Genomic DNA, 24,807 nt, shown 5'->3' with positions numbered 1-24,807 from the left:
AAAACTATTCTTAATTAGATTAATTATAAATAAATTTGCCGCAAAAGTACCTTAACCAGGTAAGATTAGAATAATGAAATCAGTATTAAAAATAACGGAAATGGGATTATGTTTATAAATGTAAAATTGAAAGAAGCCAACCAAACTGTAGTCGATATTGATCTGTTGGATAGTTATTCTGAAGTTCCTGTTTTAACTAAAAAAAAATCTGAAATAATTAATTATAAACTACTCGACGGTAAATACTTTGCGTATTATACGGATGGCTTTTGTATTTTGAGATGCAATTATGAAGTGGCACAAAAATGTACTGATATTATCGTTGTAAAGGGCGATTACATTCATATTTCTTTATTAGCCAGTGGTAGTTTTAGGGTTTTAAAAAAAGGTTTTAATGATTATTTAAACATAAATCCAGGCACGCTGCAATTTGCTCATTTCAACGAACACGATGTAGAAATGGAAATGTCAGCTGTTGATGAAAAGCTCTATTATACCAGAATATTTTTGTCTAAAAAATTTTATCTGGAGTTGTTAGAAAATGAAAAATGGTCCAAAAACGACTTTTTTTTCAATGAAGTTAATAACCATCGTTATGTAGATTTTGATGTTGTGAAAGTTTCCATGAATTATGGAATTGTAGAGATATTAAATGAAATTGCCGAAAATGCATATGAAGGTTCAATGGGAAATTACTATCTCATTTCAAAACTCAAAGAACTATTTTTAATGGCTCATATTTTTAGAGCAGAAGCCATTTTACCAAATGCAATAAAATCTGAAGAAGTAGAAAAACTGGAAGCCGTAAAAGTGTACTTGGAAAAACATTACGATGAAACGCCAACAATAAAACAGCTCTCCAGAATTGTTTTGCTCAATGAATTCAAGCTTAAAACTGGTTTTAAGGAACTCTATAATTGTACTATTCACGGTTATATTACACAATTACGAATGGAAAAGGCATGTAAAATGCTTCTAGATCAAATTTCTGTTAATGAAGTATCGTCGGTATTAGGTTATAAAAGTGTATCACATTTTATAGCTTCATTTCGTAAATATTTTGGAGTAACACCAAAACAAATTGCTCTCACCGATATGTTTAATGGTAGCAAAACTAAAGTAATTTAATTTCTAACAAGTGCATTTTTTAATATTTTTGAGCTGAATTTTTTCTGGATTTGATAACTTTTATCGTAAAAAATTAAGTACTAAGTGTTTTAAAATAAAACATAAATCAAACTACATCGACTGTTTAAAGGTTTCTCGATAATTCAGATTTCATTCTTACCAGTTCGCCAATTAAATTAATCACAGACAGTTCTGGCATTTCCTTTATAAGGCAGCTTTTGCAACCGATAAATTAGGAGTATGAATTTCTGTTTCACCTTTGTTGAGAATATCCTGTCAGGTTGATATTTTCTGTTCATCTGACATTTTGTATATAGACAGAATATTCTCTAGAACAACTTCCATCGCCAGATTAATTCCATGTACTTCAGCTGTATATTTGGCTTTAAGAGAAACTACCAAAAAATGGACAATGCCAATATCCATAGTTGGGGATTAATACTCAATCAGTTCTTAAGTATATTTGAAAAAAGGGTTCAACTTTAATTAAAAAGTCAAACACCGTTATTTTTAAACTTACGCACTTTTTAGGATAGTGTCCAATCTTTTTATTTAAATTGATTTTTAAAATCATTAATAGATTTTTTTATGTCTATTGACTTGTAAGTCTTTTTTTCTTCATTTTGAGTCAAGGCATTCCAAATCATTGCTCTTGCAATATCAGCTACCGGGGTTCCAAAAATTCCTCCTACAGTCGCAATTTGTTCCATCCAGCCTCTACGTCCGTTTCCTCTATTCAATAAACCAGGTCGCAAAATTGCCACTCTGTTAAATCCTAGTGCGTTTACAACGTCTTCTGTTTGACCTTTTACTCTAGTCATCCTCATTTTGCTATTAGAGTCAGACTTGTCACCAGTGATGATTCCAAAAAAATCACTATCCCCAGATTTTGCCAACTTCGCAAACCCTGTTGCTATACCAAAATCAACTGCTAGATATTCATCAGCTTTACTACTTTTAAAAACATCATTGAATGTGGTTCCTATACAACAAAAACTGGCATTTACGCCTTGAAGTAAACTCCTGTCAAAGTTTTCAATATCAAGCATATTAGGCAATACATATTGAACTACTTTTGAAGAGTTGTTAAAAGTTTTGTTTTCGCGTCTACCAATAGCAATTATCGATTCGCATTCTGGCATTTTTTCTAAAATTGACACAAGAGCGCTTCCTGTTGCACCTGTGTGCCCAATTACTAATGCTTTTATTTTTTTTTCTGGTATCATAATAAATTAATTTTAAGATAGAGTAATTTTAAAATTGAAGTTCCATCTTGTTTTATTTTTAGTTTTTTCTAGAATATTTGAAAGTTCTAAAAATCTTTCAAGTATAAAGTTTTAATGTTGCAAAATTACACTGTCACTTAAACGAATAGTTTATAAATGTTTGTAAGCCGTATAAATACAAACTTGAAACTACAAAATACGGCATTGAAACGTATTTGATTACTCAAAAATGGAAACTAATTCCTCTTTAATATCTTTTAAAACGGAATTAAACGAATTGTTTTTTCGTGCTAATAAATACATTTCTTGAATTGGCATTTTGACACTATCCAAAACTAATTGTAGTTGATTGTTTTACAAGTATAGTAGTGCACTAATGTTCCAAACGATTGGAACGCCTAAGTTTTCCATAATAGAATTTAGCTTTTAATTTTCATTTGGAATAATATAATTTGATATCACAGAAGGTCTTTTTTTGTCAAATGCATATAACCAAAATATTTTTATGTGGGGCATTTGGGCATCGTGATTATAGCATTTTTGGTTATTTAACCATTTTTCTGCGTTAATCATATCGTTAGCTGCTATTGCTTTTTTAAATGCCCCTAAGTCAAGATCATAACTGCTTACTATAACAAGTTTACAATTACCAATAAGAACTTGTAGGGTATCAAAAGTTTCATATTTTTTTGTGACAATGGCTAAATCATTTTTTTTGTCATCAACCAACTTAAATAATTCATCATTTCTGCAAAAGTAAAATCAAACTTCTTAATAAGATCCTTACCGATACTCGAAAAATAGTGTTTAGAGATCCCAACTGAAATTAACTTGTTCGATTGAAAAGCTTTTTCTCTGAATCCGTTTTCAACATTTTCTAAACGATCTAAAGCTTCTATGATTAAATTATTCAACAATTTAGCATATTCTGTTGGCTCAACTCCTTTTGATTTTCGGTTAAACAAGGAATATCCAACGTGAGCTTCAAGCATTGCTATCTTTTGGCTTACGGCTGGTTGACTAATAAAAAGTTCTTTAGCAGCTAAAGAAAAATTGCCGTTTTTATAAACACTTTTTAATGTTCTGTACCATTCAATATTTACCATGATATAAATTAATTTATAACAAAGATAGTTTGTATTATTTTTACAAATAACATATTCGCTTTAAATTTGCCTCAATAATATTTAAAACAATACAATATGAAAAAATTAGTAGTAGTGCTATCCATAGCAATGACAACATTTGGTTTTAATGCCAATGCGCAACAAAAAAAATCTACCAATACAAAAAAGAAAGTACTTTTTGTAGTAACCAGCCATGATAAATTAGGAAACACTGGTGAGAAAACAGGATTTTGGTCAGAAGAATTTGCAGCACCGTATTATGCTTTAACAGATCAAGGTATTGAAGTTACTATTGTAACTCCAAAAGGTGGACAACCACCATTAGACCCAAGAAGTACAGATCCTAATTTTGCAACAGAAGACACTAAACGTTTTGATAATGATGCTGCTCTTAAATTGAAATTAAGCAAAACCTTAAAATTAGTAAACGTGAAACAATCCGATTATGATGCTGTGTTTTACCCTGGAGGTCACGGACCATTGTGGGATTTAGCTGAAGATAAAAATTCACAAGCTCTGATTGCAGATTTTTATAAAAACAATAAGCCAGTAGCATTTGTTTGTCACGCACCCGGTGTATTGAAAGATGTTAAAGTAAATGGTGAATATTTGGTGAAGGGTAAAAAATTAACTGGTTTTTCAAATACTGAAGAAGAAGCAGTAAAATTAACCAATGTTGTTCCTTTCTTATTAGAAGATGTTTTGCAAAAAGAAGGTGCAATATATAGTAAATTAGATAATTGGACACCATATGCTGTAGAAGATGGTCTATTAATAACAGGCCAAAATCCGGCATCTTCTAAACTTGTTGCAGAAAAATTATTGATAGTGTTGAAAAAGTAATTTTTGATTAATTGATTATTCATAATGAATGAAATAAAACGGAATAATAGCATTGTTGTTCCGTTTTTCATTTTAAGCAGCTAAAAATCATATTCAAAGTCAAATTTTGACACTTCGTTTACATATAATAAGGATAGTTAAGATTTAGTTTTAATTTTGTAAATTATGATGTTTCCATACAAGCTTGTACATCGCTGCAAAAAAAAAGATATGATTGAAAATTTAAAAAAAATAAATAAAGATTTATTATCACCATCAAAAACAAGGTTTTTTATTTGGTTTATAGCCTTCATTGTTTTCTATCTGGTATACTATATTTCAACTCCTGATAGTCCAATTTGGAAAGATTATTTGACTAAATCTTTATCATTTGTATTTTATGATATTATTTCTGTTTTATTATTTAGTATTACCATTTCTGAAATCAGTTTAGCTATTGATAGAAGTTTAAACAAAAGATTACCTTGGCACAGTAAACCGCAGAAGAGACTTTTTTTTCAAACATTTTTTCAGATTATTGTTAGCATAATTTTGGTTATTATTATTTATATAATTTTCTATAAAATTAGTTGTACCACTTCTGTAGAAGAATATATTGAATTAGGACATTGTATAGCGACCAATATTATCATTTCACTTATTATTAGTGGAATCAATACGGGTAATTATCTTTTAAAAAACTGGTCAGAAGCTACAACAGAAGCTACTCAGTTAAAGTTAGAGGCTTCGGAACACAAACAAGCCGCTATGGAAGCCGAACTTCAGGCGTTAAAGTTGCAAATAGATCCTCATTTTATTTTTAATAACCTAAGTGTTTTATCAGAATTAATTTTAGAAGATCAGCAACAAGGATATGAATTTACTGAAAATTTTGCTAAAGTATATCGCTATATGCTTATCAATTCCAAGAAAGATGTCATCACATTAGAGGAAGAATTGAAATTTTTGCAATCTTATATTTACCTTATTCAAAAAAGAATTGGAAGCGGTGTACAATTTTCTATTCAAGTTGATAAGACGATTTTAGAGAAAAAAGTACCTTCATTAGCGCTACAATTTCTCGTAGAAAATGCTATCAAACATAATCAAACTGCTAAAAATCGTCCTTTACACATTGAAATTTTTAATTCTAGTTTAAATGAACTAGTTGTAAGTAATGATATTATTCCTCTGGTAAATAAAAATATATCATCAGGAATAGGATTAAACAATATCATAAACCGATATAAACTCTTGAGCGAATTAGAACCTAAAATTGAAATTACAGACCAAAGTTATACCGTAAAAATCCCCTTATTATGATGAAACTAAATAACATTCTTATTGTAGAAGACGAAAAGCCTAATGCAGATAGACTGAAAAGGTTGTTGAAAAAATTAAGACCTCAATCTAAAATTGTTTCTATTGAAGAAAGTATTGTAGATACGGTGAGTTGGTTGTCAAAAAACGATACTCCAGATTTAATTATGATGGACGTGCGTTTAGCTGACGGATTAAGCTTTGAAATATTTAGTCAAATTGAGATTAAATGTCCTGTAATCTTTACTACGGCTTTTGATGAATATGCAGTCAAAGCATTTAAATATAATAGCATCGATTATTTGTTAAAACCCATAGAAGAAGAAGAATTAGAGACATCATTAAATCGATATGAAACTTTTATTGAGTCTATTCCCTACATCAATACTGCTATTGGTGGGTTACTAAATTATATTCAACCTAAAGAATATCGCTCTCGTTTCTTGCTACCGCATCGTGATGGCTTCAAAACGATTCTTGTAGAAGATATTTTATATTTTTTTACAGAATTAGGTATTAATTATGCCGTTTTAAATAATGGAGCTACCGAAACTATTCCGCAAACTCTAGAAGAATTAGAAAAACAATTAGATCCAAAAACCTTTTTTAGAGCCAATAGGCAATATATTGTACATATCGACTCTGTAAAGCATCTTCATAATTACTTTAACGGAAAGATGAAATTGGAGATAAAAAACAATCCCAATGTAGAAATTGTAGTGAGCCGAGAAAAAGCCTCATCGTTAAAAACTTGGATGGATTTTTAAAAAAAATAAGATTTTTGTATGTACGATCAACTTTCAAACTATATTAAAAAAACAATAGAAGTTTCTGATGAAGATTTAAGCATTATTATGTCTTTTTTCAAACCATTAAGAAAGAATAAAAACGAACTACTCATTACACCTGGACAAATAAGTCAACATACTTATTTCGTGATAAAAGGTTGTTTACGAATCTTTTTCGAAAACCTAGAAGGAAAAGAAGTTACACGATATATTGCCTTTGAGGGTCAATTTGCGACGGCTTTAATTGCTTACATTACTAAGTCGCCATCAACTGAATACATTCAAGCACTTGAAAACTCTGAAATACTTTATATCACCCATAATGATTTCAATCATTTATTGGAGATTGTACCCAATTGGCGAAAATTTTATATCAACTATCTGGAGAAGGCTTATGTAAGTAATGCTAATCGAGTGATGTCAATTACAACTTTGGATGCTGTTGAGCGCTACCATGAATTACTCAAAATCAATCCTAAAATTGTGAGTCGATTACCCAGAAAAATAGTCTCTTCGTATATTAACGTATCTCAAGAGACCCTCAGCAGACTAAAGGCAAAATTGGATCCTCAGTAAAAAAAATTATCAACTATATCTCAATTAAAGTTATAATCTAACGTTAATTCCATCCTAAAAAACTGCCTTATTGACCTAAGTCAACTTTTATATTATCGATTATTATGAATTTTACAAAGGTTTCAACACGCTATGTGTCGAACTATAAAAAAGATAAATTATTTAATATAAAGCACATAGTATAAAATGGAGAATAACAATCAACATTGGTCCAGAAGAAAATTTATCAATATTCTAACAGGAACAGGTACGCTTCTTCTGTTGAATCCATTACTTGGTTCGTGGGATACCATAACATCTCCGAGAATAATGAAACGTGCTGGTCAAACTATGGGTATCGATACCCACAACCACATCGATGTCCCTTTAGATGGTACTACATCGCCTGAAATGAACAACGCATTTACAGAGTATATGAAAGTCTCAGGGCTCTCGGCTATAGTTATGACTTTTGCAGTAGATTATCAACGTCTTACTGAAGAAGGTCAAGCCTATAGTCGTTTTCTAAATGGTATTGGAGCAATGGACAAACTACTCGAGAACAATAACATAAAGCGAGCTTTGGATTATTCAGCCCTAGAGCAAGCCTATCAAAAAAAGCAACCTATCGTCATTCAATCTGTTGAAGGAGGTCATTTTTTAGAAGGAAAAATAGAACGTCTTCAAATTGCCTATGACCGTGGTTTGCGCCATTTAGGATTATTGCATGACAACGATGCGTCGGTTCCCTTGGGAGATATTTATACTAACCCTCCCAAATGGGGAGGATTAACAGATTTTGGTGCTAAAGTAATACAAGAATGCAATCGCCTTGGAATTCTCATCGACCTAACCCATTGCAGTAATGACACTATCAATGCGGCCCTTAAAGTGTCTTCAAAACCCATTATGATTTCTCATACAGGGCTCGACACACAATTGGGTTCCAATGCAACTATGGCAAAAATGATGCAACCAAGACTCATAAGCAAAGTACAAGCTAAGATAGTAGCCAATGCAGGCGGAGTTATAGGTGCTTGGACGCATCTGGCCGATTCATCTCTTGAATATGCTCAAAACATTCGTGCCTTGGTGGATGTGGTAGGCATTGACCATGTTTGTATTGGTACCGATACCAAACTTACTTCGCCTTACCGACCACCATTCAACCCAAATAGTCAATCGCAAGGTAAACTAGATGATAAAAAGGAGGATATACCAAATGAGAGAAAAAATTCAGAAAAAAACATTCAAAGTACTCCACCCAATATACCCAAAGAACCTAATGGTGAACGCATTGGTGAACGAACCAATCTGATTTGGAAAGACCAAAAACAAGGTTTCTACTTCGAAGTGGTCGATGCTTTAATCAAAACAGGTTTCTCAGATTCTGATATTGCCAAAATAGGAGGTGGTAATTTTGCCCGTGTTTTTGACGAAGCCACTAAAATAAATTAATAGGGCGTGTCCCTCAGTGAAAAACTTCGAGTCGGGCTGTACGTTGTATCTTTTGCTTCGCTTTCGCTCCACAAAAAGATGCCAATCCCATCCCCTCACACAACACTGCAAACAATACCAATAATTATTTAAACACAAATTTTAATACCACAAACTCATGGAAAAAAAAGGATATAAATACAAATTAACTCTTGAAGCTCTGTCTAACCCTCAAGGCGAACCTATAAACAAAACTCCTATTGAACACCACTTTCAAAACCACGACGATTTATACAAAATCATAGAAATGGCACAAAGCAAAAACTTATTTAAAAATCCAAATGACAGTATCGAATTTAGCCTTGGACTCAAACTCTTTAGTGAAGTAATGCTCAAAAACCGTGATAACGATCTTTTTGAGGAATTTGCGCCTGCTTTTGGCGCCTTTATGAAAAAGTTAAAAAGTAGATAATCATGAAAAAAATTAAATTTACACTTCTTCTTTTAATGATAGTTTCCACTATAAACGCTCAACCACCTATGGGAAAATTTGATCCACAATCACGATCACCAGGAGTAGAAGCCGATACGGCATGGGTGGCTACCAACAAAACAGTTCCGTCAATTGCCCGTTTTGAAACCTATCCCACACCAGCCCGTGGAGCAAATACGCAAGGAAGCTATATGCTATATTTACCAAAGGAATATGCGTCAACCACAAAAAAATATCCGGTAATTTATTATTTTCACGGAGGCAATGGCAGCCAACGTGATGGCGAATGGTTTATAAAAAAAATGGATGCTGCCATAGCATCAGGCAAAATGCCACCAGTTATCATCATAAGTGTACAAGCCTTGCCAATCGGCTGGTATTGCAATGCCAACGTTGGAGCTCAAGGAGTAATCAGTGGCCCAATTGAAGACGTATTAATTCAAAATTTAATTCCCCATATTGATGCCACCTATCGCACCATTGCTAGCTACCAAGGTCGTGGCATTGAGGGATGGTCAATGGGCGGTTTTGGCGCTACAAGATTAGCATTCAAATACCCAAATATCTTTGGTTTTGCCTCTTCGCTGGCAGGTGCTGTGATTGATTTTAAAGACGAGCATAATCCGCAATATCTAGAAAATACTTTTGGTCCAGCTACTGGCAAAGAAGCTCAAAAATCAGAAGAGTATTTTAATTCGGTTCATCCTAAAAAATATGCTAAGGAAAATGCACTATTAATCAAACAAAACGTAAAAATTCGTTTGTTGGTTGGAAAAGAAGACTGGTTGTATAGTAGCAAGGGAAAACTAATTACGAAAAATTTCAGTGATTATTTAACAAACCTTGGAATTAAAAACGAATACACCGTTTTAGAAGGATTAGGACACATGCTTCCATCCGATTTCGATCAAAATAAAGCAGAATATCCGTTACAGTTTTGGATTGATGCTTTTAAAAACCAAAAATAAACACTATGAACATACGAAACCTTTTGTTTATATTTCTTATTGCAATTTGTTCTATAAATGCTCAAAAATTGGCTATTCCTGAACACGTAACTTCATTTAAAGGACAACAAGTAACGGGGGTAACTGTAAGTACGCAAGGTAGAATTTTTGCTAACTTTCCCAGATGGAGAAAAACAGTAGTAAACTCTGTAGTCGAAGTACAAAACGATGGATCTGCATTACCCTATCCCAATAAAAAATGGAACCAATGGCAACCTAACGAACCCGTATCCGATTCGGTTTTTGTGGCGGTGCAGTCGGTGGTGGCTTTTGAAAATCGTTTGTATGTTTTAGATACACGAAATCCGTTGTGGCAAGGCGTAGTAGATGCCCCGCGTATTTTTGTTTTCAACTTAAAAACCAACCAATTAGAAACGATTTTAAAACTTTCCGATGGTAGTTACAAACCCAACTCATACACCAATGATTTGTGCATTGACAAAAAAAACCAAGCACTATACATTACAGACTCGAATGAAGCTGGATTGATTGTATACAATCTTAACAGCAATAGCAGTCGTCGCGTTCTCGATAATCATTTTTCTACCAAAGCCGAAACCAACCATTTGACGATTGATGGCAGTATTTGGGGAGGAAAACCTGTTCATTCTGACGGTATCGCTTTTGATGCTAAAAAAGGAATTTTATATTTTCACGCACTTACTGGTTATACATTGTATGCTATTCCCTCTTCGATTTTGTGTGATGGAACTTCCTCTGCAATTGAAAGAAAAGTGTCCAAAATCACCAAAACACCTGCCCCTGACGGAATGGTCTTTGCTCCAAATGGTAATTTGTATCTAGCTGATTTAGAGAAACACAAAATAGTATTCCTCAATTCTAAAAAACAACTTCAAACTTTGGCAGAAGGTAAAACTGTTGGTTGGGCAGATACTTTTAGTGTTTTTGGTGACTATTTATACTTTACCAACTCCAAGATTCATCAAGCCAAAGGAGATATCTCCAACATAGCATTTACCATCCAAAAAATTAAAATAAATTAAAAAATAAAATATGATGTTATTATCAAAAACACCCAAAGCACTTACAGTAGTGCTACTGTTTTTCTCAGGACTAGCCAACACAGCAGTAGCCCAACAAAAATTTGATCTCACGTTCAATACAAAAAAATTCAGTAAACAATCCTATACCATTAATGGTACTACACTTACTATTAGAGCGTATGAGAACATTGTCTATGTGAAAAATCCAGTTGATACCACTTATCAAAAAATGAACATTTACATACCAGAAGACTATTTTGAAGGAAAAAAAATTAACGGTTATACCGCAACAACAGCACCCCTCTTTTTTCCAAACAAAGTCGGCGGATATATGCCAGCCAAACCAGCAACAGTAAAGCAATCCCCAATGGGTGGAATGCCTCCACTCAATGGTCAGGTACCACCCGCTACTGGGAACAAAAAACCTGAAGGAATGCCCCCAATGGGAATGGATCCCAATAAACCATCGACTGTGCTAGAAGCTTTAGCAAAAGGGTACGTGGTGGCTTCCGCTGGAGCTAGAGGTAGAACCAATAAAGATGATAAGGGGATTTTTTATGGAAAAGCACCTGCTGGATTAGTAGATTTAAAAGCAGCCATTCGCTATTTGAAATTCAATGACAAACTAATGATTGGAGATGCTAAAAAAATTATTTCAAATGGTACTAGTGCAGGTGGGGCTATGTCGTCTTTACTGGGTGCCACGGGTAACAATCCCGATTATGAGCCGTATTTAAAAGCACTTGGAGCTGCTGAAGCTACAGATGATGTTTTTGCTGTTTCGGCCTATTGTCCTATTACCAATTTAGACCACGCCGATATGGCTTACGAATGGCAATTTTTTGGTTATAATACCTATAAAAAAGGAGGCCCTTTTGGCGGTGGCAATGCTGCTGCCCAAACTTTAACGGATCAACAAATTAAAGTTTCTACCGATTTGAAATCTCAATTTCCGACCTACCTTAACGCTTTAAAATTGAAAGATAGTAGTGGAAATTTGCTTTCATTAGACGAAAATGGGAACGGTAATTTTAAAGATTTAGTAAAACGCTACGTGATCAACTCCGCACAAAAGGCTTTAAATGAGGGAACCGATATGTCTCCGTTTACTTTTTTAAACATTGTAGACAAAAAAGTAACCCAAATTGATTTTGAAGGATATTTAAACTACTTGGAACGACAAAAAACACCACCTGCTTTTGATGCCCTTGATCTTTCTTCTCCAGAAACTATGGTCTTTGGAGATGCTACTACTAACAATAAACATTTTACTGATTATAGCATACAAAATTCTTCTGTCCCCAATATCCAAAAAGCAGATGAAATTATCATCAAAATGATGAATCCTATGAACTATATTGGCAACAAAAGCACTACAAACGCCAAACATTGGAGAATAAGACACGGTGCCAAAGACAAAGACACTAGTTTAGCTATTTCTGTTATACTAGCAACTGCTTTACAAAATAATGGAATTAATACTAACCTTGAACTTCCTTGGGGCAAGCCTCATAGTGGAGATTACGACCTTATTGAATTATTTCAATGGATTGATGGTATATGCAAATAATTTTTAAACTCCGATACTTGAAAAAGTGTCGGAGTTTTTTTCTAAACAAATCTTCCATAGCTAGAAACCACTTCATTTCCCCAATTTGTAATGGCATTCAATACAGGAATAACTGACTTTCCCATGTCTGTTAATTCATAAGTTACGCGAATTGGTGGTTTATCACCATACACTGTGCGCTTCAACAAACCGTCATTTTCCAACTGCTTGAGTTGTAAACTTAAAGTCATTTCAGTAACCGAAGGTATTTCTTTGCGCAACTCATTAAAACGCTTGCTTCCTTGAATTAAATGGTAAAGAATAACTGCTTTCCATTTTCCTCCAATCAAATCCATAGTTAAGCTTACTGTACAAGGATATTCCTTTTCTTTCAATACTACGGTATTGCTACTGCATTCCTTCTTCATAATTGTAAAATTTGATTATTAATTGGTCAGAATGTTATCGCTTTGGCCTATAGCGAATTCATTATCTCATACTATCGATTATGATAGCTATTGCAAAGTAACAATACTATATTTACTTTTGCAACTATAATTTTTATAGTTAATATTTAATTATGACATTGTATATATATGAAAAAAATATTTATCATTGATGGTAGTATGCCGTTTGCACATTCAGGAGGAACTCTTAATACCACTATTATTAACTGGGATAAGCTATTTTTTATACCTGAAAACGGTTTTGATTTACGAGTCACTTATGCCTATGATTCCTATGAAGTTTCTAAAGAGGTGGAAAATTTTTTATGGGCTGATATAATTATTTATCATTTTCCAATCTGGTGGATGTATATTCCTTTTCCATTAAAAGAGTATTTTGACCGTGTACTTACGGCTGGACACAAAAAACTATATTACAGCGATGGGCGAAAAGCTGGGAATCATGAACATAATTATGGTACAGGCGGCTTGCTTCATAGCAGAAAATACATGGTTACTACCACTTGGAATGCACCTGAAACAGCCTTTTCCCTTACAGATGAATTTTTTGAGGGAAGAAGTGTCGACGATGGTGTGCTGTTCCCGTTTCACAAAATGAATGCATTTTGCGGTCTAGAGCCACTCACCAGTTTTCATTTTCACGATGTTGAAAAAAACATGGATTCCATTCGTTTGAAAACTTTATCTGATGAATATCACCAACATTTGATTCGACTGTTTCAATAATAGTTATTATAGTTAAAAAATCATATTATTGAAAGTACTATTCATGATAAGTATAACCACACTTTTACAAAACAAAATAATTAGAATGGTAGGAAAAAAATGCTTGCAATTACAACTTAAGACAAAAAAATTAAGGATAGAACAAATTATTCCCTAAGCTAGATTGTCTCCTGTAAAAAGTACTTCACAGAGAATGAAGAAATTATTATCAGATGATACGTTTAATCCCCTTTTAACGAGAAGAAAGTTAAAAGAACGTATAGGAACCATCGAAAAACAAGAAACTTGACAAGCGTTTATTGCAAAAGATCCACGATTGATAACAAGACAAAACCGTAATCACCTATAATTAATGGTGCGACTAATAAAGTATCATCATAACAATAAGTACAAATTTCAATATCAATATCAATATCAATGAAAAAATTAGGCTGGATAGGATTAGGAACAATGGGTACACCAATGGCAAAAAATCTTGAAAAAGCAGGATACACATTATCAGTATACAATCGTTCAATAGAGAAAACACAAGCATTTCAAAATAGCAATGTATCTATTTCGAAAAACATCACTGAACTAGTTAGTGACTCTGATATTATTTTTACAATGATAAGCGATGATTTAGCTGTAAAATCTGTATATGATGAAATTATTTTACATGGAAATATCAGTGGAAAAATATTTATTGATATGAGTAAGATTTCGCAGACATTATCACAAACAACCGCAGCTAATCTCAATCTTCAAAATGCCAAATTTATTGATGCTCCTGTTGTTGGTAGTACAAAACCTGCAACAGATGCAACATTAATTATAATGGCAGGAGGAGAATACAATGCTTTGCAAATCGCTTTACCTTATTTGGAAAAACTTGGGAAAACTGTGAAGTATTTGGGTAAAAATGGGAAAGGAATTGCTGCAAAACTGGCAATCAATTATTACGTTGCACTTATGTACCAAAGTTTAGCTGAAACTGTACTTTTTGCAGAGAACAAAGGGATCGATCGTAGTGATTTTCTTGAAATTATAAACGAAAGTGCTTTAGGTAGTGGTGCAACCAAGCTAAAAACTCCTTTACTAATTAATGATGAATACCCTACACAATTTGCTTTGAATTTGATGATAAAAGATATTTTATTAGCAAAAGAAAACGGGGTAGACTTCCCACTTACTGACCCGATGATAGAAAGCTTTATAAGTGCTCAAAAAGCTGGCTACGGCAAAACAGATGTAATAAGCATAGCAAAATTTCTTAAAAACAATTAAATTTAATACCAATGAAACAAAACTCAATTCAATGGCCAGAAGGCTATTTACCAGGAACAACCGATAACTTTTGTTCTAACGAAGTTATTATTAAAGATTTGAAAACTACTGATATTTGGCCCTTACTAGCAAATCCTTTTGAATGGCCAAAATATTATGAGAATTCATCGGATATTGAATTTATCCTAGAAGAAAATAAGGTATTATCTGCTGATGTACGTTTTCGATTCAAAACGTTTGGTTTTCCGATTGAAGCACAAGTAACTGAGTTTGTTCCTCCTGCAGAAGGACAGGCCGCAAGACTAGCATGGCATGGTTGGGCCGAAGGAGATGCTGAAACAAGATTGGATGTAATTCACGCTTGGTTGATTGAAGATTTAGAAGGGGATCGAGTGAGGATTTTAACTCAAGAAACTCAAATTGGAAATCCTGCAAAAGAATTAGCAAAGTCAAAGCCTAACCCGATGATTAACGGGCATCAAGACTGGTTGGAAGGATTGGTCGACTATGCAAAAAAACAGAAATTAACTTTTTGATTAAAGAAAGTTTTTTTTAAGATTATTCTGTAAAAAAATTAAATGTACGAGCTTTTTTTATATAAGAACTTATATATTAAAATAAAACGAGTATCTAAAACTACAAGCGTAAACCGATATTCCTTATCTTTACAATGTAATAATTTAATACGCTGAAGTTAAGTGACCCTATAGGTGACCCTTTTTTAATTAATGTAACTTAGCCCTTGTATCTACTGGGATTGACATAAAAACAGCGGAACCTCTTTCTCCGCGAGCCGAAAGGCAAATGGTAACAAAACCCACTAAATTCAACGATTTAGTGGGTTTTTTATTTTTGGGCTATAGCAAATTATTCATTAAATCTCAAAGTTTAGGTGTCTTTCGAGGTGTCACTAAAATATAAAAAATTAAGTGACTCCTCACAATGAAAAACACCGCTGCATCAAGGTGTTCAACAGCATATTCAAAAAATGTACATCTTGTGTGTAGTTATTAAATCAAATAAATTTAATAATAACTTTAAGGTCACCAACAATGAACACAACAGTATCCATTCTCTTTTACATCAAGAGAGCAAAAGCCAACAATTTAGGAGTTTGTCCAATTTACACTAGAGTCACCGTCAACGCCAAACGATTTGAGTTTAGCACTAACAAATACATAAATCCTGATAAATGGTCGTCAGAAGGTACTAAAGCTAAGGGTTCAAATGAAGAAGCTAGGACAATCAATAGTCATCTTGATTATTTAAAAAATCAAGTTTTAGAAGCCGAGAAGAAACTTTTCAAGAAAGACATTAGTCTTAATTCAGAAAATCTAAAGAATGAATTATTTGGTTTATCAGAAACCAAAAGAATGCTCGTTCCTATTTTCCAAGACCACAACAACAAAATCAAAGAATTGGTGGGAAAAGAATACGCACCAGGAACACTAGAACGCTACACTACTTCTTTGAAGCATACCATTGAGTTTATGCAATGGAAATACAAGGTTTCAGATATTGATATTACGAAAATTGACCATGCTTTTATAACCGATTATGAATTCTGGTTACGAAGTGTTAGAAATTGTGCTAATAACACAGCGGTAAAATACATTAAGAATTTCAATAAGATTATCAAGATATGTCTGGCCAATGATTGGCTTGATAAAAAGGTTCTGTCGCATCTGTCAGAATCAAATATAAGAATTTAAGTAATTTAAAAGTTAGCCCGCCAATTTACAGAATGATTTAAACATAGTTGTCCCATGTCCAATTATCTGATTCTTTCTCAGCATATGCACAACTTCAATTCCACTCAATGTTCGTCTTGCTGATTCAAAGCTTTTAAAGCCTAACCCGTTTTGTATCCTCCATTTTATAAATCGATGGTCCTGTTCTATAATATTGTTGAGATATTTACACTGCCGAATTTTAATCTTTGAGAACGAACGCTTGTTATAGACTTTGATCGCTGCGGTATTAGAACCGCTTTTATCAATGTTTATTACTCTTGGTATGCAGTTATTACTAATTGCTTTAATTAGAAAAGACTGAGCGCTCATTCTTTGTCTTCTTCTGGTCAAAAGAAAGTCTACTGTATTGCCTAGTTTATCTACTGCTCTATATAAATAACTGGATATGCAAACAAAAAGTAGAGAAAAAGTTAAGCTACATTTTTGTAATTAGTTAATTTATTAAATTCTTCAATAGTTTTATAGTTCAAAGCAGAGTGCCTTCTTTTTTTATTGTACCAAATTTCGATGTATTCAAAAATTTCAAGTTCCATTTGTTCTTTAGTAATTAGTTTATTCCCATAAATTAATTCTGTTTTTAGTGATTTGAAAAAACTTTCTGCAACAGCATTATCCCAGCAATCTCCTTTACGGCTCATACTTCTAGTGACAGTTTTAAAAGAGTCAAGCATATTAGTAAAGCTTTTATTAGCATATTGAATTCCTCTGTCGGAGTGGAATATTAATTCATTTGTAATTTTTCGATTTTTAAGTGCCATTTTCCAAGCTGTTAATGTAGTTTGTTTAGTACTCAAACCATTGCTTAGACTCCAGCCAATTATTTTTCTGTCGAACAAATCCAAAATAATTGTGAGATACAAAAATCCGTCCTTTGTTTGAATATATGTTATATCTGAAACCCAAGCTTTAGATGGTTCCTTCACCGTAAATTCTCTTTTTAAGATATTTGGAACAACAAAATGATTATGTTTTGAATTGGTTGTTACTTTAAATTTTTTACTCAATTTACTGTACAAACCTAATTGCTTCATGTATTTAGCGACTGTTATTCTAGATATTTGATATCCTATATTTTGAAGTTCTAAAGTAATTCTTGGACTTCCATATCGCTGTTTGGTATTAAAATATATTGAAGTTATTGCTTCTTTTATTAAAATCACTCGTTTTTGCCTTTCTGAAACAATCTGTTTTTTCCATTTATAGTAACTGCTGTTGCTTACTGCTAAAACTTTGCACATCTTTTCAATCGAATATATTTTTTCATGGTCTTTTATGAAAAGATAAATCATCGACCTCCCTTGGAAAAGATGCTTATTGCCTTTTTTAAGATATCACGTTCTAATTCTGCTTCTTTTAATTTTTTTTCAAGTTCATGAATTTTTTCTTGTTCGGGACTTAGTTTTAAATTGCCTTTTCCAGGAAAACTTCCCGTTCCAAATTCTTGATAATCTTGGCGCCATTTATAAAGCAAAGCAGCTGTAATACCAAGTTCCTTGGCAAGTAGAGAGATATTATCTCTTTCATAACTTAATTGGACTGCTTTCTCTTTGAAAATGCGGTCGTAATTTTTACGATTTTCTTTCATGGTCTAAAGTTAAGATTTTGTCCTTAACTAGAACTCCACGCTAAGTTAGCACATCCATAACACCAAATACCTTTTACTTTGATATAGGTTTCATCCAATCTCCAACTTGTACCTACTTTACCTTTTCTCTTCTTCATCTCTGACTCAATGAAAGGTGTAAACTTAAAAACCCAGCACTGAATAGTAGCATGATCAACATGAACTCCTCGCATTTTCATGATCTCTTCAACATCCCGATAGCTTAATGTAAACCTAAGCTTAAAATATACGGCCTGCAATATAATAGATTTCGGATAGCAATGACCTTTCGTATTCATGAGTTAACAAGTTAAAAAAGGCAAAGTTAAAACGTAGCTAGATGCGACACAACCCCAAGTCCTGTTCATGGCAAAAGCCTGAGAAATTTATATTTCTTGAGCTTACTACCCTAATAGCGCTTAAAAACAAAAAAACCTTCATCGCTTGATGAAGGGTTTTCAAAAGAAAGGCGACGACATACTCTCCCACATAACTGCAGTACCATCTGCGCAGGCGGGCTTAACTACTCTGTTCGGGATGGGAAGAGGTGAGCCCCGCCGCAATAACCACCTTAAGGTTGTTAGTCTAAAGTCTAAGGTCATAAAGTCAAAAGTTTTCACTTTACGACTCTGGACTTTCGTCTTTAAGACTGCCCGCGACGGGCAAATATCTTAACATACTGAGATAAAGAAAAATATTTTTATTTACTATTTTTAGAAAGTTTCTTCCTCCGGGTTGACCCGGAGGAAAAGGGTGTACATAAGCTTACGGATTATTAGTACTACTCGACTATGACATTACTGCCTTTACATCTATAGCCTATCAACGTGGTCATCTTCCACGATCCTTAAAAGAAATCTCATCTTGTGGTGGGTTTCGCGCTTATATGCTTTCAGCGCTTATCCCTTCCCAACGTAGCTACTCTGCGGTGCCCCTGGCGGGACAACAGATACACTAGAGGTTAGTCCAATTCGGTCCTCTCGTACTAGAATCAGATCCACTCAAATTTCTAACGCCCACAGTAGATAGAGACCGAACTGTCTCACGACGTTCTGAACCCAGCTCGCGTGCCACTTTAATGGGCGAACAGCCCAACCCTTGGGACCTTCTCCAGCCCCAGGATGTGACGAGCCGACATCGAGGTGCCAAACCCCCCGTCGATATGAGCTCTTGGGGGAGATCAGCCTGTTATCCCCGGCGTACCTTTTATCCTTTGAGCGATGGCCCTTCCATGCGGAACCACCGGATCACTATGCTCTACTTTCGTACCTGATCGACCTGTATGTCTCTCAGTCAAGCTCCCTTATGCCATTGCACTCTACGCACGGTTACCAAGCGTACTGAGGGAACCTTTAGAAGCCTCCGTTACTCTTTTGGAGGCGACCACCCCAGTCAAACTACCCACCAAGCACTGTCCCCCACAAAGCGGGGTTAGGCCTCAGATAAACAAAGGGTTGTATTTCAACAATGACTCCACAACGCCTGGCGACGCCGCTTCATAGTCTCCAACCTATCCTACACATCATTTATCCAAGGTCAATACTAAGCTATAGTAAAGGTGCACAGGGTCTTTTCGTCCCACTGCGGGTAAACGGCATCTTCACCGTTACTACAATTTCACCGAGCTCATGGCTGAGACAGTGTCCAGATCGTTACACCATTCGTGCAGGTCGGAACTTACCCGACAAGGAATTTCGCTACCTTAGGACCGTTATAGTTACGGCCGCCGTTTACTGGGGCTTCAATTCAATGCTTCTCCGAAGATAACATCTCCTCTTAACCTTCCAGCACCGGGCAGGTGTCAGGCCCTATACTTCATCTTACGATTTTGCAGAGCCCTGTGTTTTTGATAAACAGTCGCCTGGACCTCTTCACTGCGGCCCCGATTGCTCGGGGCGACCCTTCTCCCGAAGTTACGGGTCTATTTTGCCTAATTCCTTAGCCATGAATCTCTCGAGCACCTTAGGATTCTCTCCTCAACTACCTGTGTCGGTTTACGGTACTGGTACTAATTACCTGAAGTTTAGAGGTTTTTCTTGGAAGCCCTTAGGCGCACTATCTCTTTGTCCGAAGACTCCGAGTACTATCGTATTTCCCCAAGATCTGTGGATTTGCCTGCAGATCTTATAGGTAGGTACTTCAACGAACTATTCCGTCAGTTCGCGGCGCTTTCATCACTCCGTCACCCCATCACAGTAATCAGTAGTACGGGAATATTAACCCGTTAGCCATCGACTGTCCCTTTCGGGTTCGCCTTAGGACCAGACTAACCCACAGCTGATTAGCATAGCTGTGGAAACCTTAGTTTTTCGGTGTGCGGGTTTCTCGCCCGCATTATCGTTACTTATGCCTACATTTTCTTTTCCAGCCAGTCCAGCATACCTTACGATACACCTTCAACCCTGCTGGAATGCTCCCCTACCACTTAGAGTAAACTCTAAATCCATAGCTTCGGTAATATGTTTATGCCCGATTATTATCCATGCTCGTCCGCTCGACTAGTGAGCTGTTACGCACTCTTTAAATGAATGGCTGCTTCCAAGCCAACATCCTAGCTGTCTGGGCAGACAAACCTCGTTCTTTCAACTTAACATATATTTGGGGACCTTAGCTGATGGTCTGGGTTCTTTCCCTCTCGGACTTGGACCTTAGCACCCAAGCCCTCACTGCTGGGAAACATTATATAGCATTCGGAGTTTGTCAGGAATTGGTAGGCGGTGAAGCCCCCGCATCCAATCAGTAGCTCTACCTCTATATAACTATCGCCAGCGCTGCACCTAAATGCATTTCGGGGAGTACGAGCTATTTCCGAGTTTGATTGGCCTTTCACCCCTACCCACAGGTCATCCGAAGACTTTTCAACGTCAACCGGTTCGGACCTCCACACTGTGTTACCAGCGCTTCATCCTGCCCATGGGTAGATCACACGGTTTCGCGTCTAACACTACTGACTAAAGCGCCCTATTCAGACTCGCTTTCGCTACGGATCCGTGGCTTAACCACTTAACCTTGCCAGCAACGTTAACTCGTAGGCTCATTATGCAAAAGGCACGCCGTCACCCCACGAAAGGGCTCCGACCGCTTGTAAGCGTATGGTTTCAGGATCTATTTCACTCCGTTATTCACGGTTCTTTTCACCTTTCCCTCACGGTACTGGTTCACTATCGGTCTCTCAGGAGTATTTAGCCTTAGCGGATGGTCCCGCCAAATTCAGACAGGGTTTCACGTGCCCCGCCCTACTCAGGATACCACTATCTATTATACTTGTTACCCATACGGGGCTATCACCCTCTATGGCCCGACTTTCCAGTCAGTTCCGGTTCCGTGTACATAAAATATCGTGGTCCTACAACCCCAACATTGCCGTAACAACATTGGTTTGGGCTAATCCGCGTTCGCTCGCCACTACTTACGGAATCACTTTTGTTTTCTTCTCCTCCGCCTACTTAGATGTTTCAGTTCAGCGGGTTTGCCCACCTATCGGTGTACTATGTCTTCAACATAGTGGGTTGCCCCATTCGGGTATCTACGGATCAATTCGTGTGTGCCGATCCCCGTAGCTTTTCGCAGCTTATCACGCCCTTCATCGCCTCTGAGAGCCTAGGCATCCCCCATACGCCCTTATTTTGCTTATTGTACCAATCATAAATTAATATGACCGTTTTTTTTTGTTTCTTGTTGTTTGTATCTCTACTATAACAAAAAACGCTTTCTACTTTTTATTATTTCTTATCTCAATATGTCAATGAACTTTAACAATTAATAATTATCAATTGATAATTGTCAATTATTTCGTGGAGAATAACGGAGTCGAACCGTTGACCTCCTGCGTGCAAGGCAGGCGCTCTAGCCAGCTGAGCTAATCCCCCATTTTTTAGTTGTCAGTTAACAGTTTTCAGTTAACAGTACTTAAAACGGTTACTCAACCTCTAAAATTTCCTTTTAATTAAGCTAATCAGTCTTTTTAATTATCAATTGTCAATTAATAATTGTCAATTTGATTTTAAAAAGTAGTCCCGGGCAGACTCGAACTGCCGACCCCTACATTATCAGTGTAGTACTCTAACCAGCTGAGCTACGAGACTCTGTTTTACTTAATTTTCATTTTTTTTTAAATTAACAGCAAGAGTAATACAATCTTTCAATTCAGAACTTTAAAGATCTTCATCTTTTTTCCTCAGCGTGCACAAATGCTAACACTAAGGCTCTAGAAAGGAGGTGTTCCAGCCGCACCTTCCGGTACGGCTACCTTGTTACGACTTAGCCCTAGTTACCAGTTTTACCCTAGGCAGCTCCTTGCGGTCACCGACTTCAGGCACCCCCAGCTTCCATGGCTTGACGGGCGGTGTGTACAAGGCCCGGGAACGTATTCACCGGATCATGGCTGATATCCGATTACTAGCGATTCCAGCTTCACGGAGTCGAGTTGCAGACTCCGATCCGAACTGTGACCGGTTTTATAGATTCGCTCCTGGTCGCCCAGTGGCTGCTCTCTGTACCGGCCATTGTAGCACGTGTGTAGCCCAAGGCGTAAGGGCCGTGATGATTTGACGTCATCCCCACCTTCCTCACAGTTTGCACTGGCAGTCTTGTTAGAGTTCCCGACATGACTCGCTGGCAACTAACAACAGGGGTTGCGCTCGTTATAGGACTTAACCTGACACCTCACGGCACGAGCTGACGACAACCATGCAGCACCTTGTAATTTGTCTTGCGAAAGATCTGTTTCCAAATCGGTCAAACTACATTTAAGCCTTGGTAAGGTTCCTCGCGTATCATCGAATTAAACCACATGCTCCACCGCTTGTGCGGGCCCCCGTCAATTCCTTTGAGTTTCATTCTTGCGAACGTACTCCCCAGGTGGGATACTTATCACTTTCGCTTAGCCACTGAAGTTGCCCCCAACAGCTAGTATCCATCGTTTACGGCGTGGACTACCAGGGTATCTAATCCTGTTCGCTACCCACGCTTTCGTCCATCAGCGTCAATCAATTAGTAGTAACCTGCCTTCGCAATTGGTATTCCATGTAATCTCTAAGCATTTCACCGCTACACTACATATTCTAGTTACTTCCTAATAATTCAAGTTCAGCAGTATCAATGGCCGTTCCACCGTTGAGCGATGGGCTTTCACCACTGACTTACTAAACCGCCTACGGACCCTTTAAACCCAATGATTCCGGATAACGCTTGGATCCTCCGTATTACCGCGGCTGCTGGCACGGAGTTAGCCGATCCTTATTCTTACGATACCGTCAAGCTCCTATACATAGGAGTGTTTCTTCTCGTACAAAAGCAGTTTACAATCCATAGGACCGTCATCCTGCACGCGGCATGGCTGGATCAGGCTTGCGCCCATTGTCCAATATTCCTCACTGCTGCCTCCCGTAGGAGTCTGGTCCGTGTCTCAGTACCAGTGTGGGGGATCTCCCTCTCAGGACCCCTACCCATCGTAGCCTTGGTAAGCCGTTACCTTACCAACTAGCTAATGGGACGCATGCTCATCTTTTACCGTTGTGACTTTAATTACATCCTGATGCCAGGTCGTAATACTATGAGGTATTAATCCAAATTTCTCTGGGCTATCCCTCTGTAAAAGGTAGATTGCATACGCGTTACGCACCCGTGCGCCGGTCTCTCTATCCGAAGATAAATACCCCTCGACTTGCATGTGTTAAGCCTGCCGCTAGCGTTCATCCTGAGCCAGGATCAAACTCTTCATCGTATATTGTTGATTTAATTTACATCAAATCGTATTGTTATTCGAATCAGTATCTATCGGTTCTTATCGAATCTTCCGATTCTATTACTCTTATTCTTTTGCCTTAACATCTCTGTTAAAGCGGCTGTCAATTCAATATGTCTACGAACGTAATATTTTTTATTCTTTTCGCCTATCGTTTATCTCTCAAAGCGGGTGCAAAAGTAGAAAACTTATTAGTATTTACAAGACTTTCTGCCGATTTTTCACAATCTTTTTCACTACTTTTTGTTAACTTTCTGATAACAGTAAATTTAGATATTGAAATTTTGTATTTTTTTTGAAAGTATTTTCCTGTATTATTAATTTTTAAACAAAAACACCTTCAAAAAAAGCACACAGATGTCTAATAAATGAAAAATTCCTGATACAGAACAAACTCCGTGAAGTTTATATCCATAAAACCAGTTGTTTTGGGAAGCACAAAATCCTTTTGATGGAGCCGTTTCTAATTTATCTTTACATATTTTAACTCTATCATGACGAGAAAATTTACGGACTTCTAAAGGCATACTGTCAACAATGAAATAATCTTCAAATTCAATAAGATTAGGTATCGAATTAGAATCGATCTGTTTAAACAATGAATTTTCACTATCAATAGACATAAATTCAGCCGTCAAACTTAATGCAACAACTTATTTATCAGACATTTTGCCTTTTCTTACAACACTTGATTTACAGTATGCTTCACAATTCAAAGAACTTATAACTTCTAAAACTCTAAAATAATTTTTAACTATATTTGTCATGAATATTGTTTTGTTTTATGAC

General features: G+C 36.0%; 21 protein-coding genes, 2 tRNA genes, 3 rRNA genes and 1 pseudogene. 14 read left to right on the top strand and 13 right to left on the bottom strand.

Annotation, left to right across the window (positions count from 1 at the left end):
* The first annotated feature begins 108 nt into the window (after positions 1-108).
* Positions 109-1,128: a helix-turn-helix transcriptional regulator gene (locus BXU10_RS13055; RefSeq protein WP_078227681.1), complete on the top strand. Its 1,020-nt coding sequence runs from the start codon at positions 109-111 to the stop codon at positions 1,126-1,128.
* Positions 1,129-1,676: 548 nt separating this feature from the next.
* Here the strand turns inward: BXU10_RS13055 and BXU10_RS13050 are convergent.
* The 3 genes from BXU10_RS13050 to BXU10_RS25275 form a co-directional block, all read right to left on the bottom strand.
* Positions 1,677-2,354: a hypothetical protein gene (locus BXU10_RS13050; RefSeq protein ID WP_078227680.1), complete on the bottom strand. Its 678-nt coding sequence runs from the start codon at positions 2,352-2,354 to the stop codon at positions 1,677-1,679.
* Positions 2,355-2,780: 426 nt separating this feature from the next.
* Positions 2,781-3,083 (bottom strand): hypothetical protein, encoded by a 303-nt coding sequence (locus tag BXU10_RS25280; protein ID WP_223255437.1) that lies wholly within the window; start codon positions 3,081-3,083, stop codon positions 2,781-2,783.
* On the bottom strand, positions 3,056-3,460 hold the full coding sequence (locus BXU10_RS25275) for a LysR family transcriptional regulator (protein WP_223255436.1): 405 nt from the start codon (positions 3,458-3,460) through the stop codon (positions 3,056-3,058). The genes BXU10_RS25280 and BXU10_RS25275 overlap by 28 nt, the downstream gene beginning before the upstream one ends.
* A gap of 96 nt (positions 3,461-3,556) precedes the next feature.
* On the opposite strand from BXU10_RS25275, the gene BXU10_RS13040 reads away from it, so the two are divergent.
* The 9 genes from BXU10_RS13040 (at position 3,557) to BXU10_RS13000 (ending at position 12,477) form a co-directional block, all read left to right on the top strand.
* On the top strand, positions 3,557-4,324 hold the full coding sequence (locus tag BXU10_RS13040) for a type 1 glutamine amidotransferase domain-containing protein (protein WP_078227679.1): 768 nt from the start codon (positions 3,557-3,559) through the stop codon (positions 4,322-4,324).
* Between the two features lie 210 nt (positions 4,325-4,534).
* Positions 4,535-5,626: a sensor histidine kinase gene (locus BXU10_RS13035; protein ID WP_078227993.1), complete on the top strand. Its 1,092-nt coding sequence runs from the start codon at positions 4,535-4,537 to the stop codon at positions 5,624-5,626.
* On the top strand, positions 5,626-6,390 hold the full coding sequence (locus BXU10_RS13030) for a LytTR family DNA-binding domain-containing protein (protein ID WP_078227992.1): 765 nt from the start codon (positions 5,626-5,628) through the stop codon (positions 6,388-6,390). The genes BXU10_RS13035 and BXU10_RS13030 overlap by 1 nt, the downstream gene beginning before the upstream one ends.
* 18 nt (positions 6,391-6,408) lie before the next feature.
* Positions 6,409-6,987 (top strand): Crp/Fnr family transcriptional regulator, encoded by a 579-nt coding sequence (locus tag BXU10_RS13025; RefSeq protein ID WP_078227678.1) that lies wholly within the window; start codon positions 6,409-6,411, stop codon positions 6,985-6,987.
* Between the two features lie 186 nt (positions 6,988-7,173).
* Positions 7,174-8,424, top strand: coding sequence for a dipeptidase (locus BXU10_RS13020; protein ID WP_078227677.1), 1,251 nt, complete (start codon positions 7,174-7,176; stop codon positions 8,422-8,424).
* A 157-nt stretch (positions 8,425-8,581) separates the two neighbouring features.
* Positions 8,582-8,875, top strand: coding sequence for a DUF3861 domain-containing protein (locus tag BXU10_RS13015; protein ID WP_078227676.1), 294 nt, complete (start codon positions 8,582-8,584; stop codon positions 8,873-8,875).
* Positions 8,876-8,943: 68 nt separating this feature from the next.
* On the top strand, positions 8,944-9,864 hold the full coding sequence (locus BXU10_RS13010) for an esterase family protein (RefSeq protein ID WP_189328089.1): 921 nt from the start codon (positions 8,944-8,946) through the stop codon (positions 9,862-9,864).
* Positions 9,865-9,869: 5 nt separating this feature from the next.
* Positions 9,870-10,907 (top strand): L-dopachrome tautomerase-related protein, encoded by a 1,038-nt coding sequence (locus BXU10_RS13005; RefSeq protein ID WP_078227674.1) that lies wholly within the window; start codon positions 9,870-9,872, stop codon positions 10,905-10,907.
* 10 nt (positions 10,908-10,917) lie between these two features.
* On the top strand, positions 10,918-12,477 hold the full coding sequence (locus BXU10_RS13000; protein ID WP_078227673.1) for a subtype B tannase: 1,560 nt from the start codon (positions 10,918-10,920) through the stop codon (positions 12,475-12,477).
* Between the two features lie 41 nt (positions 12,478-12,518).
* Here BXU10_RS13000 and BXU10_RS12995 read toward each other — a convergent pair whose 3' ends face one another.
* A complete protein-coding gene (locus BXU10_RS12995; RefSeq protein ID WP_078227672.1) occupies positions 12,519-12,884 on the bottom strand; it encodes a helix-turn-helix domain-containing protein in 366 nt (121 codons plus the stop codon).
* 168 nt (positions 12,885-13,052) lie between these two features.
* Here BXU10_RS12995 and BXU10_RS12990 point away from each other — a divergent pair, with 168 nt between their 5' ends.
* From BXU10_RS12990 to BXU10_RS12975, 4 genes are all read left to right on the top strand, one after another.
* Positions 13,053-13,649 (top strand): NAD(P)H-dependent oxidoreductase, encoded by a 597-nt coding sequence (locus tag BXU10_RS12990; RefSeq protein ID WP_078227671.1) that lies wholly within the window; start codon positions 13,053-13,055, stop codon positions 13,647-13,649.
* A 417-nt stretch (positions 13,650-14,066) separates the two neighbouring features.
* Positions 14,067-14,915, top strand: a complete 849-nt coding sequence (locus BXU10_RS12985) for an NAD(P)-dependent oxidoreductase (RefSeq protein ID WP_223255435.1) — start codon at positions 14,067-14,069, stop codon at positions 14,913-14,915.
* 11 nt (positions 14,916-14,926) lie between these two features.
* Positions 14,927-15,451: a polyketide cyclase gene (locus tag BXU10_RS12980; protein WP_078227669.1), complete on the top strand. Its 525-nt coding sequence runs from the start codon at positions 14,927-14,929 to the stop codon at positions 15,449-15,451.
* Between the two features lie 516 nt (positions 15,452-15,967).
* On the top strand, positions 15,968-16,627 hold the full coding sequence (locus tag BXU10_RS12975; RefSeq protein ID WP_078227668.1) for a phage integrase SAM-like domain and Arm DNA-binding domain-containing protein: 660 nt from the start codon (positions 15,968-15,970) through the stop codon (positions 16,625-16,627).
* Positions 16,628-16,639: 12 nt separating this feature from the next.
* On the opposite strand, the gene BXU10_RS25750 is transcribed toward BXU10_RS12975, so the two are convergent.
* The 9 genes and pseudogenes from BXU10_RS25750 to BXU10_RS12920 all read right to left on the bottom strand — a co-directional run.
* Positions 16,640-17,056: a DDE-type integrase/transposase/recombinase gene (locus BXU10_RS25750; protein ID WP_078227667.1), complete on the bottom strand. Its 417-nt coding sequence runs from the start codon at positions 17,054-17,056 to the stop codon at positions 16,640-16,642.
* A 23-nt stretch (positions 17,057-17,079) separates the two neighbouring features.
* Positions 17,080-18,254 (bottom strand): IS3 family transposase gene (locus BXU10_RS12965; RefSeq protein ID WP_223255388.1). Its coding sequence is split into 2 segments (ribosomal slippage): positions 17,080-17,999 and positions 17,999-18,254, totalling 1,176 coding nucleotides; the frame shifts between segments, so codons are not numbered across the junction.
* Between the two features lie 23 nt (positions 18,255-18,277).
* The gene (locus BXU10_RS24805) at positions 18,278-18,532 is read right to left on the bottom strand and encodes an IS6 family transposase (protein WP_189328088.1); all 255 of its coding nucleotides are present in this window, start codon (positions 18,530-18,532) and stop codon (positions 18,278-18,280) included.
* Positions 18,533-18,736: 204 nt separating this feature from the next.
* Positions 18,737-18,846: ribosomal RNA gene (rrf, locus tag BXU10_RS12950) — 5S ribosomal RNA — on the bottom strand.
* A gap of 181 nt (positions 18,847-19,027) precedes the next feature.
* Positions 19,028-21,908 (bottom strand): 23S ribosomal RNA (locus BXU10_RS12945).
* Between the two features lie 159 nt (positions 21,909-22,067).
* A tRNA-Ala gene (locus BXU10_RS12940) sits at positions 22,068-22,141 on the bottom strand.
* Between the two features lie 142 nt (positions 22,142-22,283).
* A tRNA-Ile gene (locus BXU10_RS12935) sits at positions 22,284-22,357 on the bottom strand.
* 126 nt (positions 22,358-22,483) lie between these two features.
* Positions 22,484-23,997 (bottom strand): 16S ribosomal RNA (locus tag BXU10_RS12930).
* The 16S, 23S and 5S rRNA genes sit together here with 2 tRNA genes alongside, the layout of an rRNA operon.
* Positions 23,998-24,374: 377 nt before the next feature.
* A pseudogene (locus BXU10_RS12920) lies at positions 24,375-24,734 on the bottom strand (IS982 family transposase); the annotation flags it as partial.
* Positions 24,735-24,807: the final 73 nt, after the last annotated feature.

Origin of the sequence: Flavobacterium sp. LM4 (assembly GCF_002017935.1) — a bacterium.
GTDB lineage: Bacteria > Bacteroidota > Bacteroidia > Flavobacteriales > Flavobacteriaceae > Flavobacterium > Flavobacterium chungangense.
This window is presented reverse-complemented; position numbering and strand designations above follow the sequence as displayed.